Below are 18,560 nucleotides of genomic sequence, written 5' to 3'. Positions count from 1 at the left end.
GGGCCTGATCGGCCTTTTCCTATCACCGCGTCGTCGCGTCGATGGCTGTTCGTCGAATGGCGTCATCCGGCACTGACGCGCTCTGCTAAACCTGTAAACGTTTTGTTCAATTCCTACACCCGAACCAGCAAGGACCGCCCGCGATGCGCACGAATTTGCCCGTGACCGAGCAAGAAAGAACTTTCCCCAGTGAGCAGCGGCTGATCTCCACCACCGACCTGGACAGTCGGATCACCTATTGCAACGAGGCCTTCGTGGCCATCAGCGGTTTCACCTACGAGGAACTGGTGGGCCAGCCGCACAATCTGGTGCGCCACCCCGACATGCCACCGGCGGTATTCGGTCACATGTGGGACACCATCAAGCAAGGCAAAGCCTGGATGGGGGTGGTGAAGAACCGGGCCAAGAACGGTGACTACTACTGGGTCAGCGCCTATGTCACGGCGGTCTACGAGAACGGTCGGCTCAGCGGCTACGAGTCGGTGCGCTCGGTGCCCAGCCGCGAACAGATTCGCCGCGCCGAGGCGCTCTATGCGCGGCTCAATGCCGGACGTTCAGCGGTGCCGAAGGTGGCGCGCCTGACCCGGTGGCTCGGCACCGGTGGACCCCTGCTGGTCGCGGCAGCGATCGCCGCCGCGGGCATGCTGTGGCTGCCGCTGCCGGGCGCCCTCGGCGTGCTGCTGGCCAGCCTGCTCGGCGCCGGCTGGCTGATCGAGCACCGCCAGAACCGGGCCATCCGCCGCACCCTCGCCGATCACCCAAAGGCTTTCACCAGCCCGCTGGTGGCGCTGACCTACAGCGACAACCCGGGTCTGCGCGGTCAGCTCGACCTGGCCATCATCAGCGAAGAGGCGCGGCTACAGACGGCCCTGACTCGCCTGGTGGACGCGGGCGTCGGGGTCAAGTCGCGGGCTGCGCAGTCGGCTGAGCTGTCCGACGCCCAGGCGCGGATGCTCGACCGTCAGCGTAGCGAAACCGACCAGTCGGCCACCGCCATCGCCGAGATGGCCGCGACCATCCAGGAGGTCACCCAGAATGTGCAGAGCACCGCCCATGCTGCCGGCGATGCTGACCAGTTGGCGCAGCAGGGCAGCGAACTGGCGCGCCAGAGCCTGCGCGCCATGGGCAGCATGAGCGAGGCGGTCGGCGACATCAGCCAGGCGGTGGACGCCCTGGCCGAGCAGACCATGAGCATCGGCAGCGTAGTGGACGTGATCACCGCCATCGCCGAACAGACCAACCTGCTGGCGCTCAACGCCGCCATCGAAGCCGCGCGTGCGGGCGAGCAGGGACGCGGTTTCGCGGTGGTGGCCGATGAGGTGCGTTCGCTGGCGCAGCGCACCCGCTCCTCCACCGAGGAAATTCACCAGATCATCGATACGCTGCGTGCCGGCGCCGAACGTGCCGTGACCAGCGCCGGGCGCGGCGAGCAGATTTCCCGCGACAGCATGCACAGCGTCGAGGCGGTGCAGACGGCGCTGACCGGCATCGTCCAGGCCGTCAGCCGCATTACCGGCATGAGCCAGCAGATGGCGACGGCCTCCGAGCAGCAGAGCCATGTGGCCGAGGACATCAACCAGCAGATCGTGCGCATCGCCCAGTTGTGCGACGAGAGCGCCGGGCAGGCCAAGCAGGGCGCCGAGATCAGCCAGGACCTGGAGCGCATGGCCGAGTACCTGCACAGCTTGGCGGAGCGCTTCAGCCGGTAAGCGCGAAGAGGGCGTCATCGCGGCGACCAGCAGCCACACCGCAGGCCGGTGTGGCACACTGCGCGCCTTGAGGAGAGCCCATGTCCAGACCCCGCTGCACACGCTGCCAGCGTCCACTTGCCCACTGCCTCTGCGCGCTGATCCCATCGCTGCCCAGCCGTACCCGCGTGGTCCTGCTGCAGCACGCCAGCGAGACCCCCATGCGCTGAACACCGCGCGACTGGCCGCCTTGGGCCTGCGCAATGCCGAGCTGCTGAGCGGCGAGGTGTTCGACGAACTGCCCGCGTTGTTGGCCACGCCAGGTTATCGCCCGGCGCTGCTGTTCCCTGGCGAGCAGGCAGAGATCGTGCAGCCCTACGCCGAGCACGACGCGTTGCCGCTGTTGCTGATCGTGCCCGACGGTACCTGGCGCAAGGCGCGCAAGCTGCTGTACCTCAACCCACTGCTCGACGCGCTGCCACGCCTGACCCTTGGCCAGGTGCCGCCGTCGCGTTATCGCCTGCGCAAGGCGCCGCAGCCAGGGGCGCTGTCGACGATCGAGGCGGTGGTGCAGGCGCTCGACGTCCTGGAGGCGCCGGTCCGGTTCGATGCGCTGCTGCGACCGTTCGAGGCGCTGATCGAAGGGCAGATCAAAGCCATGGGTGCCGAGACCTTCGAGCGCAATCACGGCCAGGGCTGAGCCCCGACCGCGTCGCAGGGCTTAACGCATTTCGGGCAATTGCGCCTGAGTACGGACTTCGGTGGTGGCAATGGCTTCCGGCGGCAGGGTGATGCGCTGCTTGGTCAGCAACTCGCCCATGGTCGCCAGCACGCGGTACATCGAGTATTCCTCGGTGTAGCGCACTTCGGTGTAGCGGCGGTTGGCGTTGTACAGCTCGTTTTCGCTGTCGAGCACGTCGAGCAGGGTGCGTTGGCCCAGGCCGAACTGGTCCTGGTACGCCGCGCGCACCCGCGTGGTGGTCTCGGCGTATTCGCGGGCGCTCGGGGTCTGCTTGCGCGCATTGTTCATGGCGTTCCACGCCAGGCTCAGGTTCTCGGTGAGCTCGCGCAGGGCGTTGTTGCGGATGTCCATGGCCTGGTTGATCTTGTACGAATCAGACTCCAGGCGCGCCTTGTCGCTGCCGCCACGGAACAGGTTGTAGCTGAGCTCGACGCCGGCTTGCCAGTCGTTGTTGCTGTGACCGCGCTCACCGCCGGTGTTGTTGTTGGCGCCGGTGGCCAGCACCGCATCCAGGCGCGGGTAGAAGGGCGACTTGGCCACTTCGTACTGCTTCTCGGCAGCATTCACGTCGGCTTGTGCCGATTTCAGGTACGGGTTGTTCTCGCGCATGCCCTGGCGGGCTTCGTCCAGGGTGTTGGGCATCTGGATCTTGATGCTGCTCGGTGCTTCCAGCTCGTCCGGCTGACGGCCGACGACGCTGTAGAAGTTGGCCTCGGCGTCGGCCAGGTCCACTTCGGCGGTGTCCAGGTTGTTTTCCGCCAGCGCGCGACGGGCGCGGGACTGGTCGAGGTCGGCGGTGCTGCCTACGCCGCGCTCACTACGCAGGCCGATCTGATCGTTCACGCGCAGGTGCGCTTGCAGGTTGTTACGAGCCAGGGTCACCAGTTCGCGGCGCTTGAGCACCTCCAGGTACACCTCGATGGCGCGCAGCGCCACGTCCTGGGCCACGGCCTGGGTGTAGTAGGCGCGCGAGGTGGCCACCGATTGCGTGCGACCGACTTCGTTGGAGGTGTTGAAACCGTCGAAGATCATCTGCCGCAGGCGCAGTTCGGACTGTGTGTAGTTCAGGGTCGCCTTGTCGTGGTTGCGCGTGCCATCAGGGTTCACGCCACGGGTGTTCTGGTTGTCCGAGCGCTGGCGCCCGTAGCCGGCGACCAGGTCGACGGTGGGGAAGTAGCCGCCGCGCGCGAACTTCACATCCTCATCGGCCGAGAGCTTGCTGTTGCGGTTGGAACTGATCTGAGGGTGGTAGTCCACGGCACTCTGGACGGCCTCGGTGATCGACATCGCCTGTGCGTTGGCACAGACCATGGCCAACAAGATGGCACTGGTGATGGGGGTTGGAACGCGCATCGGGTACTTCTCCCTGATCGAATAAGGTGCTGCACTCGCCAAAAAAATGACGGAAATGCATGTTAAAACCGTTTCAGGTTTGTAACAACAGAGCTAAGAACATTTCGTGGCAAAGCTAAGAAGATTTCTTCATAAGTTCTATGCGAAAAAAAACTTATGAGCTCTAAGAAAACCGAGACATTGTTCTACACAGTCGCTCGGTGAATTGGCTGAAGTACCTGATTTCCGGGCTTTACTGAAAGTTCCACATTTGTTTGCAGTGCGGGCGCCGGAAAGCAAAATTTAGGCGTATTTAGTCGCCAAAATATTGGCGATTAATTGATGGCTACTTGGTATTAGTCCCTGCGTATTAGGTCCAAAGTGAGCGGGATTTCTCACGGATCTGACAGGTGAAGTGGTTGAACCTGATCGCGTCGCGCGGTTTCCGGAATCGCCTGTAACGAGCACCAGCATCGGAGGCGTATGTTCATGGCGGGTTCAATCGGGGTGGTGAGCAAGGTGATCGGTCAGGTGTTCGCGGTCGCCAGTGATGGTGCCCGGCGCTTGCTGGTGGAGGGCGATCGGCTGTTCGCTGGGGAGCAACTGGACACGGGCCTAGGTGGTGCCGTGGCAGTTCGTTTAGCCAACGGTGCCGAGCTGACCCTCGGGCGAGGCAGCAGCCTGACGCTCACGCCGGACCTGCTGGCCAATCATGCGCCCCACGTCCAGGCGCCCGATCCGACGCCCACCCAGGCCCAGCTCAGCGACGTCGAGCGCTTGCAGCAGGCCATCGCCGCGGGCGGTGACCCGACCCAGGAAGGCGAAGCGCCTGCCGCCGGTCCCGGTGCCAATGGCGCACCGGGTGCGTTGGGCGGTGGACACAGCTTCGTGCTTCTGACCGAGGTCGCCGGGCGAGTCGACCCTACGGTCGGTTTCCCCACCGCCGGTTTCAATGGCACGCCCGAGTTGGCCAATCGTGACCTCGGCGGACTCGACCCGAGCGGTAATCCCCCAGGCGCGGGCCCCGCGACCAATCCGCCACCTGTCACGCCGCCTGTGACTCCACCGGTCACTCCACCTGTTACACCGCCGGTGACGCCTCCGGTGAATCCGCCTGTCACTCCGCCGGTTACGCCCCCAGACCACCCTGTCACCCTGGGCGGTCTCGACCTGAATCCCGCAGAGCTGAGCCTGAACGAAGCCAATCTGCCACAAGGCTCGGCGCCGAACCCCCAGGCCCTGACGCAAACCGGCAGTTTCACCGTGGTCGCGCTCGACGGGCTGTTCAACCTCAGCGTCGGCGGCATCAACGTGGTCACCGCCGGCGTGGTGACCGGTGTCGGCCAGTCGATCACCACCGGCCTTGGCAACCTACTGACCATCACCGGCTATGACGCGGCCAACGGCCGGGTCAGCTACAGCTACACCCTCACTGGCGCCGAGCAGCACCCCGCAGGCGACGGCGCCAACCTGCTGGGCGAGCACTTCTCGGTGCTGGCCAGCGACACCGACGGCGATACCGCCAGCGGCTCGCTGGATGTGATCATCCGCGACGACGTGCCCACGGCGGTCAACGACAGCAATCCGCTCAGCGCCAACGAACAGTCGGTGCAGTTGACCGGCAACGTGCTGGACAACGACATCCAGGGCGCCGACCGCATCGCCAGCGGCCCGGTGGTCGCCGGCACCTATGCCGGCACCTACGGCACCCTGCAATTGGCGGCCGACGGTTCCTACACATACACCCTCAACCCCGACGCTGCGGACTTCAAGAACCTCCACGGAGGCGGGCGCGGCACCGAGACCTTCACCTACACCTTGCGCGACGCTGACGGCGATACCAGCAGCGCGACCCTGACCCTGAACGTCATCAATCTGGACGATCCGGTGATCCTCCGTGGCCTGGACGTGGACGGCGGTGAGCTGACGGTCTACGAGAAGAACCTGAGCACGGGCACCTCCCCCGATCCGGCGGCGTTGACCCAGCAGGGCAGCTTCACGGTCAGCGCGGCAGACGGCCTGCAGAGCCTGAGCGTCGGTGGCATCGCCGTGGTCAGTGGTGGCGTGGTCGCGGGCTTGCCGCAGTCGATCGTCACGGCCCTGGGCAACACCTTGACCCTGCTCGGCTACGATCCGGCCACCGGCGTGGTGAGCTACAGCTACACCTTGCGCGGTAACGAAGGCCACCCTGCCGGCCAGGGGGCGAACAGCCTGAGCGAGCATTTCAGTGTGATCGCCCAGGACACGGACGGCAGCCGCGCCACGGCCAGCCTGGACGTCAACATTGTCGACGACGTGCCCCAGGCGTCTAGCGACGCCGCTACGGTCTACGAGGGCGGCACCGTCAGCGCCAACGTGTTGGTCAACGATGTGATCGGCGCCGATGTTCGGGCCGACGGCCAGTATGTGGTGGGCGTGCGCGCGGGCGCCGACACCTCGACGTCGGCCAGCGGCAACCTGGGAACTGCCGTGGTGGGCCTGTATGGCACCCTGACCCTCGATGGCGCCGGTAATGCGGTCTACCACGCCAATCCCAATGTCGCACCGCCCTCCGGTGCGGTCGATGTCTTCGTCTACACCCTGCGCGACGGAGACGGCGACGAGAGCACCACCACCTTGACCATCGATGTCCGCGACTGTGCACTGATCGTTGGTCCCAACGATGGGGTGACGGTGTACGAGAAGGCGCTTGATCTGATCAAGGACGGCAACGACCTGGCGCCGGGCACGGTGGTGGGCAGCGACCCGCAGTCGAACGCGGAAACCGCGTCCGGAACGTTGGCCGGAACGGTCAGTGGCGGCGTGGGGGCCTTGACCTTCGCGCTGGTGGGCAACGCTGTCGGCCAGTACGGCCAGATCCAGCTCAACGCCGACGGTTCCTACACCTACACGCTCACCTCGGCGCCGAAGTCGCCGGACAACCTCAATGACGGGGCGAATACGCTGACCGAGTCGTTCACCTATCAGGTGAAGGATTCGCTGGGTAACTCGACCACGGGCACTGTGGTCATCAGCATCGTCGATGACGTGCCGAAGGCGGACAGCGATTTCGTCAACGTCTACGAGGGCGGCAGCGTCAGCGGCAATGTGCTGGTCAACGATGTGATCGGTGCCGATGTACGGGCCGACGGCCAGTATGTCGTGGGCGTGCGCGCGGGCGCCGACACCTCCACCTCGGCCATTGGCCAGCTTGGCGTGCAGGTGGTCGGCCAATACGGTTACCTGACCCTCGACGCCCAGGGCAACGCCACCTATCACGCCAGGCCGGATGGCGTGACGCCGGCCGGTGCCACCGACGTGTTCGTCTACACCATCCGCGATGCCGACGGCGACGAAAGCACCACCACGATCACCATTGATATCCACGACTGTTCGCTGGTGGTTGCGCCAGGCGGTGGCGTGACGGTGTACGAAAAGGCCCTCGATCTGGTCAAGGACGGCAATGATCTGGCGCCGGGCACGGTCACCGGCAGCGATCCGCATTCCACTGCGGAAACTGCCTCTGGCTCACTGGCCGGGTTGGTCAGCGGCGGCATCGGTGCAATGACTTTCGCGCTGGTGGGCAACGCTGTAGGCCAATACGGCCAGATCCAGCTCAACGCCGACGGTTCCTACACCTACACGCTCACTTCGGCGCCGAAGTCGCCGGATAACCTCAATGACGGGGCGAATACGCTGACCGAGTCGTTCACCTATCAGGTGAAGGATTCGCTGGGTAACTCGACCACGGGCAGCGTGGTCATCAGCATCGTCGATGACGTGCCGAAGGCGCACTGCGACGTCGCCAGCGTGACCGAAGGCGGCGTGGTGAGCGGCAATGTGCTGGACAATGACATCGTCGGCGCCGACGTGCGGGCCGACGGCCAGTATGTCGTGGGCGTGCGCGCCGGGTCGGATACCTCGACATCGGCGATTGGCCAGCTCGGTGTGCAGGTGGCTGGCCAGTACGGTTATCTGACCCTCGACGCCCAAGGCAACGCCACCTATCACGCCAATCCGAACAGCGTATCCAAGGCCGGTGCCACCGACGTGTTCGTCTACACCATCCGTGATGCCGATGGCGATGAAAGCAGCACGACTCTGACCATCAACGTGCAGGACAGCCGCTTGCTGGCCTGTGAGAACAGCGATGTGACGGTGTACGAAAAGGCGCTGGATCTGGTCAAGGACGGCCACGATCTGGCCGCGGGTACGGTCATCGGCAGCGATCCGCAGTCCACCGGCGAAACGGCCACTGGCAACCTGGCGGGCTCGGTCGGCGGTGGCGTGGGTGCCGTGACCTATAGCCTGGTCGGTAGTACGGTCGGTCAGTTCGGCCAGATTCAGGTCAATGCGGACGGCACCTACACCTACACCCTCACCTCGGCGCCGAAGACGCCGAGTGGTGCCGATGACGGTACCAACCGGGTCATCGAGCAATTCACCTACAAAGCCACCGATTCGCTGGGCAACAGCGTGACCAGCACCATCGCCATTTCCATCGTCGATGACGTACCCAAAGCCGTGTGCGCCGAGCGCAGCATCACGCCGGGCCAGTTGGACTCCAACATCCTGCTGGTGATCGACGTGTCCGGCAGCATGAACTTTGCCTCCGGTGTTCAAGGGCTGAGCCGACTGGACCTGGCCAAGCAGTCGATCAACGCGTTGCTCGAGCGCTACGACGAGATGGGTGACATCAAGGTGCAGGTGGTGACCTTTGCTACCGGCGCCTGGGTCAAGACGCCGGTCTGGGTGTCGATCGCCGAGGCCAAGAGCGTGGTCGCAGGGCTGACCGCCGACGGTTCCACCTATTACGACTCGGCGGTGAGCAAGGCCCAAGAAGCCTTCCTCAGCAGCGGCAAGATCGCCGGGGCGCAGAACGTCAGCTATTTCTTCTCCGATGGCGTACCGACCAATGGGCACGCGATGACGTCGGTGCGCGAGGCCGCTTGGGAGCGGTTCCTCGACGACCAGGGCATCAAGTCCTACGCAATCGGTATGGGCACCGGGGTCAATCAGGCCAATCTCGATCCCTTGGCCTACGACGGCAGCAGCCATGTCGACACCGGCTCGGTGGTGGTCACCGACCTCAGTCAGCTCAGCGCGGTACTCACCGGCACCGTGCAGGGCGCGCCGATCACCGGCAGCCTGATGAGTGGCGGGCACTTCGGTGCCGACGGCGGTTTCATCAAGGCATTGCTGGTCGATGGCACCACCTACACCTTCGATCCCAACGCCAACGGCGGGCAGGGTGGCTACAGCGTGTCGGGCGGACCGGACAAGGCCAGCTTCGACACGCAGGGCAATACCTTGGCAGTCAAGACCGCACTCGGCGGTACGCTGCTGGTGGACATGGACACCGGCGAGTTCACCTACGCACCGCCCAAGGACGATGGCAGTCGCCACGTGGAGCGCTTCGGCTTCACCGTCAGCGACAACGACGGCGATACCAGCAGCGCCAGCCTGGTGGTGCAGCTCAACAGCAACAGCGCGCCGGTCGCCGGGGCCGACCACATCATCACCAACATCACGGGGGCCAGCATCAGCGTGCCGATGCAGGCCCTGTTGGCCAACGACAGCGATGCTGACCATGATCGCCTGAGCGCCGCGCCGACCACCTTCACCACCGGCTTCGCCGACAAGGGGGCCGGCTTCGCCGCCGCCGGTCAGGTACAGACCCTGCGCTTCGACGGTACGGCCAACACCACGGCGAACCAATTCAAGGAACTGCTGCGCAGCGACTTCACGGCGGTGTCGGGCAGCATGACCGCCGCGCTGGTGGTCGCGGGCTACCTGGGCGCCATCAGCACCAGCAATGCCAACGACGAAGACACGCTGACGGTCAGCTTGCGCAAGGGTGAGAGCCTGACCTTGGACCACGACCGTCCGGCCGGCAATCTGCAGATGCAGTGGAAGGATGCCACGGGCAATTATCAGGCTATCGACGAGGGTGGCCGCTTCACCGCCAGCCATGACGGGGTGTACAGCCTGCATGTGATCAACACTGAGAATGCGCAAGGCAACAGCAAGGCGGCCGAGAGTTACAAATTGAGCCTGGTGATCGATTACAGCCAGGCCGAGAACGAAGTCCGGCACGACAGTTATACCCTCAGCGACAACCATGGCGGCGTCGCCACTGGCGCTGTGGACATCACCTATCAGGCGGGGACCACCTTGGTGGGGAGTGCGGGCGACGATGTGCTGTTGGCGGGTAACGGCGACGACACCTTGATCGGTGGCGCCGGGCACGATGTGCTGGTGGGGGGAGAGGGCAACGACCGGTTGTACGGTGGGGAGGGCAACGACCTGCTGATCGGCGGGCCAGGCGACGACCTGCTCGACGGCGGCCCGGGCAATGACACCGCCAGCTACGCCAGCGCTGGCACGGGCGTGACCGTCGATCTGGCCCATGTCGGGCAACAGAATACCGTGGGTGCGGGGCTCGATACCCTGGTCAGCATCGAGAACCTGATCGGTTCTGACCATGACGATCGGCTGTTCGGCAACGACGGCGACAATGTGCTCAATGGCGGCAAGGGCGACGATCTGCTGGTCGGCGGCGCGGGTAACGATACCCTGATCGGCGGGCCAGGCAACGATACCCTGACGGGGGGCAGCGGCAACGACATCTTCGTCTGGCAGCAGGGCGACAGCGGGCACGACCGCGTCACCGACTTCACCCCAGGCAGCGACACGCTCGACCTGTCGCAACTGCTGCAGGGCGAGAACGCCACGGCGGCGTCACTGGACGACTACCTGCATTTCACGATCAGCGGCAGTGGTGCCGGGGTGGTATCGACTCTGGAAGTGAGCAGCGTGGCGGGTGCGGCGCCGACCCAGACCATCGACCTGGCGGGTGTCGACCTGGCGCAGCACTACGGGGTGACCCCGGGCGCTGGCGGCTTGATCGCTGCCGGCTACGACACGGCGGCGCTGATCAACGGCATGCTCAACGATCATTCGTTGAAGGTGGATGCGGTCTGATTGCCAGGCGGCTGCGCCGGTCTGTTCAGGGCCGGTGCAGGGTCTTCTGCTTGAGGATGTAGAGGCTGACCAGCACGGCGCTGGTGAGCATGAAGGCCCGTGCCCAGAACAATGGCACCAGGTAGCACGACAGGCCGATGCTGGCCCACATCAGGCCGATGGCGTACACCTTGCCCTTGAGTGGAATGCCCTGTCCATCGAGGTAGTCGCGGATCCAGGGGCCGAGCCGGGGATGCTCGACCAACCACGCGTGAAAACGCGGGGAGCTGCGGGCGAAACAGGCGGCTGCCAGCAGCAGGAACGGGGTGGTCGGCAAGACCGGCAGGAAGATGCCGATCACCCCCAGCGCGACACTGAGCCAGCCAATGGCCAGCAGCAGATAGCGCGCCACCGCCGATCAGTGGTGGCGTGGCTTGAGCAGTGCCGGCTTCTCTTCCGGGGCGTGCAGCAGCAGGAACAAGGCGCTGAGGGCCTCGGGAATCTGCACGATCATGTCGTCCTGCAAGTTGGCGTTGCTGGCGATGTCGGCGAACTCCGGCTGTTCGTCGAACAGGCCCGAGCCGACCATGATCGGCAGCAGCATTTCGCTGACTTCCTCTTCGGCATTCTCGAACCAGGCTTCTTCGCGCAGGAACACGCCTTCCATGAACCCGATGCACCAGCCTCGCAGTTCGGAATCGTCCGGCTCGTCGGTCAGGTCGAGCTCGCAGGGCAGGTCGAATTCCTCGTCGCTGGCCAGTTGGCGGGCGATGTGGCCTTTGAGCGCGACCAAGGTGGCCTCGATTTCGACGTGCTGGGCTTCGCTGGCGTAATGCGGCTCCTCGGCGAACAGCGCGTCGATCCATTCACGTTCGGGCACCTCCTCCGAGCAGATCGACAGGGCGGTCAGGTAGCCGTGTGCGGCGACGTAGTCCAGCGCCTCTTCGTGCAGCTCGTCGGCGTCGAGGAAGGCTTGCAGGCGGGTCAGTTGCTCGGCGAAGGACATTACAGGGCTACCTTGGGGAATAAACGATGCTGAATTCTAGCACCTTGCAGCGATGGCGGGGCAAAGGGAACGTCTGTCATCCCAGCCTGCCGCAGGGCAGGGCAGTGGGGTATACTTCGCCGTTTTCGAGCCAGGTGGCGCCTTGGCGTCATTCGGCAAAAAACGCTTACGCATCCGGCGTGTGCGCAGCGGATTTATCGTCCAGCCTGTCTGCGGGATGGTACGACGATCGTGGAGTGGCAAATGCTCGAACAGGCTCAGCGCGTCCTCAAGGACATCTTCGGCTACGACAGCTTCCGGGGTCGCCAGGCGGCGATCATCGAATGCGTGGCCAACGGTGGCGATGCGCTGGTGCTGATGCCCACCGGCGGTGGAAAATCGCTGTGCTTCCAGGTGCCCGGCCTGTTGCGCAACGGCCTGACCGTGGTGGTGTCGCCGCTGATCGCGCTGATGGACGACCAGGTCGCCACCCTCGACGAACTCGGCGTGGCGGCGGCGGCGCTGAACTCCACCTTGAGTGTCGAGCAGCAGCGCGACCTGGCCGCGCGCCTGCGCCGCGGCGAAGTGAAGATGCTTTACCTGGCGCCTGAGCGCCTGGTGCAGCCGCGCATGCTGGACTTCCTGCGCGACCTGGACATCGCCCTGTTCGCGATCGATGAAGCGCACTGCGTGTCGCAGTGGGGGCACGACTTCCGTCCCGAGTACCTGCAACTGGGTCAGCTCGCCGAGTTGTTCCCCCATGTGCCGCGTATCGCCCTGACCGCCACCGCCGACATGCGGACCCGCGAGGAAATCGTCCAGCGCCTGCACCTGCAGGGCGCCGAGCGGTTCCTGTCGAGTTTCGACCGGCCCAACATCTTCTACCGCATCGTGCCCAAGGAATCGCCACGCAAGCAATTGATGGCCTTCCTCGCCGAGCGTCGGGGTAACGCCGGTATCGTCTATTGCCTGTCGCGCAAGAAGGTCGACGAGACGGCGGCCTTCCTCTGCGAGCAAGGCTTCCCGGCGCTGCCGTACCATGCCGGCCTACCCGCCGAGACCCGTTCGGCCAACCAGCACCGGTTCCTCAACGAGGAGGGGCTGATCATGGTCGCGACCATCGCCTTCGGCATGGGCATCGACAAGCCCAACGTGCGCTTCGTCGCCCACCTCGACCTGCCCAAGTCGCTCGAGGCCTATTACCAGGAAACCGGCCGTGCCGGCCGTGACGGCCTGCCCTCCGATGCCTGGATGGCCTATGGGCTGCAGGACATGGTGATGCTCAAGCAGATGCTGCAGAACTCCGAAGGCGACGAGCGCCACAAGCGTGTCGAGCAGCACAAGCTCGATGCCATGCTGGCGCTGTGCGAGGAAACCCGCTGCCGCCGTCAGGCGCTGCTGGCGTACTTCGACGAAGTGCTGGAGCAGCCTTGTGGCCATTGCGACAACTGCGTCGACCAGGTGCAGACCTGGGATGCCACCGAGCCCGCCCGCCAGGCCCTGTCGGCGGTATTCCGCACCGGACAGCGCTATGGTGTCGGGCATCTGGTCGATGTGTTGCTGGGCAAGGACAACGAGAAGGTGCGCAGTTTCGGTCACGAGAAGCTCTCGGTGTTCGGCGTCGGCAAGGCCTTGGGCGAACACGAATGGCGCTCGCTGTTCCGCCAGTTGGTGGCGCGCGGGTTGGTGGACATCGATCTGGAAGGCTACGGCGGGCTGCGGCTTTCCGACACGTGCCGGCCGCTGCTGCGCGGCGAGGTCAACCTGCAACTGCGCCGCGACCTCAAGCCGCAAACCGTGGCCAAGTCCTCGAGCGGTGGCGGCAGCCCGGCCAGCCAATTGGTGCGTGCCGAGGAGCGCGAGCTGTGGGAGGCGCTGCGCACCCTGCGGCGCAAGTTGGCCGAGGAGCACAGCGTGCCGCCGTACGTCATCTTCCCCGACTCCACCTTGCTGGAGATGTTGCGCAGCCAGCCCACCAGCCTCAGCGACATGGCCCAGGTCAGCGGCGTCGGTGCACGCAAGCTGGAGCGCTATGGCCAGGCCTTCCTCGAGGTGCTCAATGGCGTCGGTGGCACCGAGGAGGCGCCCAAGGTGGTGCTCGACCTGCGCCACGAGTTGGTCAGTCTGGCCCGTGCGGGGATGACGCCGGCGCAGATCGCCGGGCAACTGGCGTGCAGCGAGAAGAACGTGTACAGCCTGCTGGCCGAGGCCATCGGTCGTCAGGAACTGAGCCTGGAGCAGGCGCTGGACCTGCCCGAGGAGCTGATGATGGAAATTCAGGACGCCTTCCTCGACGGCGAAGGCGAGCTGCCACCAGTGTCGGCCCTGTTGCCACAGTTCGCGCAGCGGGTGCCAGAAGGCGTGCTGTACTGCGTACGCGCAGCACTGGCGGCCGAGTTCGAGCTCTGAGCTGACCGGCGTCATGCTCTGCGTCGATTTTCGGCGCATTCCCACAGGCTGAGCCTTGCCTGATCCTGTGGGGCATGATTAGCTGACTAACTATTAGTTTCCCTCCACAGAGTTGCCTATGCCCCTCACCGACAATCAACACCGCTTCGGCATGCAACTGGCACAGATGTCCCGAGGCTGGCGTGCCGAACTGGACCGTCGTCTGGCCGGGCTCAATCTGTCCCAGGCGCGGTGGCTGGTGTTGCTGCACCTGGCCCGGTTCAGCGAAGCACCCACCCAGCGCGAGCTGGCGCAGAGCGTCGGCGTCGAGGGTCCGACCCTGGCGCGATTGCTCGACAGCCTGGAAAACCAGGGGCTGGTCCGTCGCCAGGCCGTCATGGAAGACCGCCGCGCCAAGAAAATCCTGCTGTGTCCGCCGGCCAAGCCGCTGATCGACCAGATCGAGACCATCGCCAACGCCTTGCGCGCGGAGCTGTTCACCGGCGTCGACGAGGCGGACCTGGACGTGTGCATGCGGGTGCATGCGAAGATTCTCGGCAACCTGGAGAAGCCTTGAGGTTCAACGGCGCACCCGCGCGTACACGCAAAAGCGGATGGCGGCCCCATCCGCTTTTTCCATTTCTTTGGCCGGGCCCGCCGACACTCAGAAGCTGCTGCCCAAATTCAAGTACACCGCCTTCTGATGCTCGGTGTTGATTCCGTAGCTGATGTTCAAAGGCCCCAGGGGTGTCTCCAGTCCCAGGAATACGCTGGCCGCGTTGATGTAGCCGCTGTCGAAGTCGTTGTCGTTGTTCCACGCGCGGCCACGCTCCAGCGACCCGCCCAGATACAAAGGCAGATCCAACGGCACATAGGCCCGAGGCGTCAGCCGGCGGTAATACACCATGCGCATCAGGCTGATGTTCTGGCCTGACAGCGAATCCTGGCGGAACCCCGACAGTTGCCTGGCTCCACCGAGCACGAAGCTGGAAGTCACCACCTCGGTATCGTCCAGGGTGCGCCCGTAGCGGCCACCCAGCACCCAGGTATTGGCGCCGTAACTCAAGGCTTTGTCCAGATGGAACTGCCATTGGCGGTAGTCGCTGTCCGAGTCCAGCGAGCGGTCGAACTTGCGCAGGCTCAGGCCGATGTCTTCGCCGCTGTGGGGGAAGTAGACGTTGTCGAAGGTGTCGAAGGAGTACTTCAGTTCGTAGAAGCCCTCGTTGAAGCTGACTTTGGGCAGGCTCTGATCGCCAATGCGCACCTCAGCCTCGCCCCAGGCCTTGCCGACCCCGAGTCGCACTTCGCCGTAGGTGCCGATCTGTCGACCCAGGTTGAGGCCGAACCCGTAGCGTTCCAGGCGGTATTCGGCGACCGGATCGTTGTCCAGGGTGGCTTCGATGTTCTGCGAACCCAGGGACAGGTAGGGGGCGACGAAGTAGCGCGAGCCCACGTCCAGCGGTTGGTAGAACTCGCTGTACAGCTCCTGCTGGTCGCCGATCTGCGCGCGCGTGAGCCATTCGGCGCCCAGCCGGTTGATGCCATTGACGCGGTAGCTGGCACCGAGGTTGAAGGCGCTGTCGCCGCGCATGTCGTCCGAGAGGTTCAGGCCCAGACGCAGGTAGTCGGTGCCACCACGCCGGCCACGGGCATTGATCACCAGGGTATTGTCGTCGCCCTTGTGTACCACGCGGTACTGCACGCGGTCGAAGTAGTCCAGCCCGTACAGGGTGCCCATGTCGGTTTGCAGGCGATCCAGCGCCAGCGGCTCGCCGATGGGCTGGCGGATGTAGTAGCGGATCACCTCGTCGCTGACCTTCGAATCGTTCTCGACCTTGATCGCCGTGATCACCGGCGTGCGCTGGCGCGGTGAGCGGGCCACGGCCAGTTCGGCGTCACCGGCCTGGCGCAGCCCGGCCAGGCGCGCGTCGAGGGCGCGGGTGGCACGGTAGCCCGCGTCGATCATGTCCTGGGCGCGGCCGAAATCGGTGACGCCGAAGGCGCTCAGCGGTGGTTGCACAAGAATGTCTTCGCGGCCCAGGCTGGCCAGCTGTTCTTCGGAGTTGCGCCGGGTCATCAGGGTGATCGACTGATTGAGCACGTCCACCACAGTGGCCAGTTGCTTGCGCGAGCGCAGCGGGGTGCCGATGTCTACCACGATGGCCAGGTCGACGCCCATTTCCCGCACGACATCCAGCGGAATGTTGTCGACCATGCCGCCGTCGACCAGCAGGCGGCCGTCCAGCTCCACCGGCGCGAACACCGCTGGAATCGACATGCTGGCCCGCACCACCTGCGGCAGGTGGCCACGGCGGAACACCACCTTTTCGCCACTGGCGATATCGGTGGCGACGGCGCGGAACGGAATGGGCAGTTTGTCGAAGTCGCGGATGTCGGCGGTGTGGGCCAGCTTGCTTTCCAGCAGCAGCGACAGGTTCTGGCCCTGGATCACCCCCAGCGGCAGACCCAGGCTGCCGTCGTCGCGAAAGCTGAGCTTCTGCTTGACCAGGAAGTCGCGGTCGTCCTGCTTGCGCCTGAACGGCACGTCCTTGCGCGGTGGCGCATCGGACAGCGCCTGCTGCCAGTCGAGGGTCAGCGCCAGGTGTTCGAGTTCCTCGATGCTGTAGCCCGAGGCGTACAGCCCGCCGACCACCGCTCCCATGCTGGTGCCGGCGATGGCGTCGATGCGTACGCCCTGTTCTTCCAGGGCCTTGAGCACGCCGATGTGGGCCAGGCCTCGGGCGGCGCCGCCGGACAGTACCAGGCCGACCTTGGGCCGGGCCGCGTCGGCCGCGTGCAGGACAAGCGGGGTGAGGGTCAGCAACAGGCATAACAGCAGACGGCGCATCGTGAGTCTCAAAACCGTGGGCAAAGACCGCTAGTATAAGCGGCCCATTTCAGCAGGAGACGTTTGACCATGGCCGATGCCAAGCCCGAAATCGTCATCGAGTATTGCACCCAGTGTCAGTGGCTGCTGCGCGCCGCCTGGTTGGCGCAGGAATTGCTCAGCACCTTCGCTGACGACCTGGGCCGGGTCACGCTGCAGCCGGGCAGCGGCGGTGTGTTCCGCATCACCTGCAACGAGCGACAGCTCTGGGAACGCAAGGCCGATGGCGGCTTCCCCGAAGCCAAGGTGCTCAAGCAGCGGGTGCGCGATTGCATCGACCCGCAGCGCGACCTGGGCCACAACGACCGCTGAGGGTGTGTCGGTGGGCAGCGCGTGACTCGTCACACGACTGCCACCAACCTGTCATCCGCACCTGCCAGTCTCCTGCAAACAACGCCGGAGGCCGCCCGATGACACACGCCGAACTGCTCCGCCCGTCACGCAAGCAACGCGTGCGAACCCTGTGGATCTCCGATGTGCACCTGGGTACTCGTGACTGCCAGGCCGAGCACCTGTCGCAGTTCCTCAAGGGATATCAGGCCGATCGCATCTATCTGGTCGGCGACATCATCGACGGCTGGAAGCTGCGCAGCGGCGTCTACTGGCCGCAGGCTCACACCAATGTGATCCGCCGCTTGCTGACCATGAGCAAACGCGGTACCGAGGTGATCTACGTCACCGGCAACCACGACGAATTCCTGCGCCGTTACTCACGGCTGATCCTGGGCAACATCCAGCTGGTAGACGAGGCCGAACATCTCACGGCTGACGGCCGTCGCCTGCTGGTGGTGCATGGCGATCAATTCGACGTGATCACCCGCTACCACCGCTGGCTGGCCTTTCTCGGCGACCGCGCCTATGAATTCACCCTGGTGCTCAACCGCTGGCTCAACCACTGGCGCGCCCGTTACGGCTATGGCTACTGGTCGCTGTCGGCGTACTTCAAGCACAAGGTCAAGGGCGCGGTGAACTTCATCAGCGATTTCGAGGATGCGATTGCCCACGAATGCACACGGCGCGGCTTTCAAGGCGTGGTCTGTGGGCATATCCATCACGCCGAGATTCGTCAGGTGGGCGATGTGCAATACCTCAACTGCGGCGACTGGGTCGAGTCGTGCACCGCGCTCATCGAGCACTGGGACGGTCATATCGAGTTGTATCGGTTGGCCGAGGCGCAAGCCCAGGAAAGCGAGCGCCTGGCGGCGCTGCGCGAGCTGGTCTGAGACCCGTGCTCAGAGGCTGATCTTGCCGCGCAGGATGTCGCGGAACATGGCGAAGTCGCCGATCAGGCTATAGAGGGGATAGGTGAAAGTGGCCGGCCGATTCTTCTCGAAAAAGAAGTGCCCGGCCCAGGCGAAGCCATAGCCGGCCACCGGCATGGCCAGCAGCAATAGCCACTGACCGCTGCCGATGGCATACGCCAACAGCGCGATGACCAGGCTGGTGCCGACGAAGTGCAGGCGTCGGCAGGTGGGGTTGGCATGCTCGCCGAGGTAGTAGGGATAGAACTCGGCGAAACTGCGAAACGGCGTCGTGCTGTTCATGGCGGGGTTCTCGCCGCTGTGTTTTTGTTCGGGGTATACGGCGTGGAGCCTG

The 18,560-nt window shown here is 64.8% G+C and carries 11 protein-coding genes and 1 pseudogene; 7 read left to right on the top strand and 5 right to left on the bottom strand.

What is annotated here, in order from left to right; all coding sequences use genetic code 11:
- Positions 1–143: 143 nt before the first annotated feature.
- Together GKC70_RS17235 and GKC70_RS17230 are read left to right on the top strand one after the other, a co-directional pair.
- Positions 144–1,709 (top strand): PAS domain-containing methyl-accepting chemotaxis protein, encoded by a 1,566-nt coding sequence (locus tag GKC70_RS17235; RefSeq protein ID WP_342649381.1) that lies wholly within the window; start codon positions 144–146, stop codon positions 1,707–1,709.
- A gap of 80 nt (positions 1,710–1,789) precedes the next feature.
- Positions 1,790–2,388: pseudogene (locus tag GKC70_RS17230) on the top strand (DTW domain-containing protein).
- Between the two features lie 21 nt (positions 2,389–2,409).
- Here the strand turns inward: GKC70_RS17230 and GKC70_RS17225 are convergent.
- On the bottom strand, positions 2,410–3,783 hold the full coding sequence (locus tag GKC70_RS17225; protein WP_039576240.1) for a TolC family outer membrane protein: 1,374 nt from the start codon (positions 3,781–3,783) through the stop codon (positions 2,410–2,412).
- A 468-nt stretch (positions 3,784–4,251) separates the two neighbouring features.
- On the opposite strand from GKC70_RS17225, the gene GKC70_RS17220 reads away from it, so the two are divergent.
- Positions 4,252–10,725 (top strand): retention module-containing protein, encoded by a 6,474-nt coding sequence (locus GKC70_RS17220; RefSeq protein ID WP_342649380.1) that lies wholly within the window; start codon positions 4,252–4,254, stop codon positions 10,723–10,725.
- A 25-nt stretch (positions 10,726–10,750) separates the two neighbouring features.
- Here the strand turns inward: GKC70_RS17220 and GKC70_RS17215 are convergent, their stop codons facing one another.
- Positions 10,751–11,116 carry a YbaN family protein gene (locus GKC70_RS17215; RefSeq protein ID WP_342649379.1) on the bottom strand — a complete coding sequence of 122 codons (366 nt, stop codon included), beginning with the start codon at positions 11,114–11,116 and terminating at the stop codon, positions 10,751–10,753.
- A 6-nt stretch (positions 11,117–11,122) separates the two neighbouring features.
- Complete coding sequence (locus GKC70_RS17210; protein WP_029612941.1) at positions 11,123–11,710, bottom strand: YecA family protein; 588 nt, start codon at positions 11,708–11,710, stop codon at positions 11,123–11,125.
- Positions 11,711–11,953: 243 nt separating this feature from the next.
- Between GKC70_RS17210 and recQ the strand changes: the two genes are divergently transcribed.
- Together recQ and GKC70_RS17200 are read left to right on the top strand one after the other, a co-directional pair.
- Positions 11,954–14,098, top strand: coding sequence for a DNA helicase RecQ (recQ, locus tag GKC70_RS17205; RefSeq protein WP_342649378.1), 2,145 nt, complete (start codon positions 11,954–11,956; stop codon positions 14,096–14,098).
- Between the two features lie 118 nt (positions 14,099–14,216).
- On the top strand, positions 14,217–14,654 hold the full coding sequence (locus GKC70_RS17200; RefSeq protein ID WP_029612943.1) for a MarR family transcriptional regulator: 438 nt from the start codon (positions 14,217–14,219) through the stop codon (positions 14,652–14,654).
- Between the two features lie 87 nt (positions 14,655–14,741).
- Here the strand turns inward: GKC70_RS17200 and GKC70_RS17195 are convergent, their stop codons facing one another.
- Positions 14,742–16,925 carry a patatin-like phospholipase family protein gene (locus tag GKC70_RS17195; RefSeq protein WP_317871811.1) on the bottom strand — a complete coding sequence of 728 codons (2,184 nt, stop codon included), beginning with the start codon at positions 16,923–16,925 and terminating at the stop codon, positions 14,742–14,744.
- A gap of 69 nt (positions 16,926–16,994) precedes the next feature.
- On the opposite strand from GKC70_RS17195, the gene GKC70_RS17190 reads away from it, so the two are divergent.
- Complete coding sequence (locus tag GKC70_RS17190; RefSeq protein WP_029612945.1) at positions 16,995–17,276, top strand: SelT/SelW/SelH family protein; 282 nt, start codon at positions 16,995–16,997, stop codon at positions 17,274–17,276.
- A 98-nt stretch (positions 17,277–17,374) separates the two neighbouring features.
- Positions 17,375–18,187 carry a UDP-2,3-diacylglucosamine diphosphatase gene (locus GKC70_RS17185; RefSeq protein WP_342649377.1) on the top strand — a complete coding sequence of 271 codons (813 nt, stop codon included), beginning with the start codon at positions 17,375–17,377 and terminating at the stop codon, positions 18,185–18,187.
- 9 nt (positions 18,188–18,196) lie between these two features.
- Here the strand turns inward: GKC70_RS17185 and GKC70_RS17180 are convergent, their stop codons facing one another.
- Positions 18,197–18,508: a DUF962 domain-containing protein gene (locus GKC70_RS17180; RefSeq protein ID WP_342649376.1), complete on the bottom strand. Its 312-nt coding sequence runs from the start codon at positions 18,506–18,508 to the stop codon at positions 18,197–18,199.
- Positions 18,509–18,560 lie beyond the last annotated feature (52 nt).

Origin of the sequence: Pseudomonas sp. REB1044 (genome assembly GCF_038813925.1) — a bacterium.
In the GTDB taxonomy this organism is placed as follows: domain Bacteria; phylum Pseudomonadota; class Gammaproteobacteria; order Pseudomonadales; family Pseudomonadaceae; genus Aquipseudomonas; species Aquipseudomonas boreofloridensis.
Note: the sequence above shows the minus strand (reverse complement) of the source record. Positions and strands in the feature narration are given on the sequence as shown.

Bases quoted from the DNA above. Each gene is read 5' to 3' on its own strand.
- GKC70_RS17235 (WP_342649381.1), top strand. From the start codon at position 144: ATGCGCACGAATTTGCCCGTGACCGAGCAAGAAAGAACTTTCCCCAGT.
- GKC70_RS17195 (WP_317871811.1), bottom strand. From the start codon at position 16,925: ATGCGCCGTCTGCTGTTATGCCTGTTGCTGACCCTCACCCCGCTTGTC.
- GKC70_RS17210 (WP_029612941.1), bottom strand. From the start codon at position 11,710: ATGTCCTTCGCCGAGCAACTGACCCGCCTGCAAGCCTTCCTCGACGCC.
- recQ (WP_342649378.1), top strand. From the start codon at position 11,954: ATGCTCGAACAGGCTCAGCGCGTCCTCAAGGACATCTTCGGCTACGAC.
- GKC70_RS17225 (WP_039576240.1), bottom strand. From the start codon at position 3,783: ATGCGCGTTCCAACCCCCATCACCAGTGCCATCTTGTTGGCCATGGTC.
- GKC70_RS17200 (WP_029612943.1), top strand. From the start codon at position 14,217: ATGCCCCTCACCGACAATCAACACCGCTTCGGCATGCAACTGGCACAG.
- GKC70_RS17180 (WP_342649376.1), bottom strand. From the start codon at position 18,508: ATGAACAGCACGACGCCGTTTCGCAGTTTCGCCGAGTTCTATCCCTAC.
- GKC70_RS17185 (WP_342649377.1), top strand. From the start codon at position 17,375: ATGACACACGCCGAACTGCTCCGCCCGTCACGCAAGCAACGCGTGCGA.
- GKC70_RS17190 (WP_029612945.1), top strand. From the start codon at position 16,995: ATGGCCGATGCCAAGCCCGAAATCGTCATCGAGTATTGCACCCAGTGT.
- GKC70_RS17220 (WP_342649380.1), top strand. From the start codon at position 4,252: ATGGCGGGTTCAATCGGGGTGGTGAGCAAGGTGATCGGTCAGGTGTTC.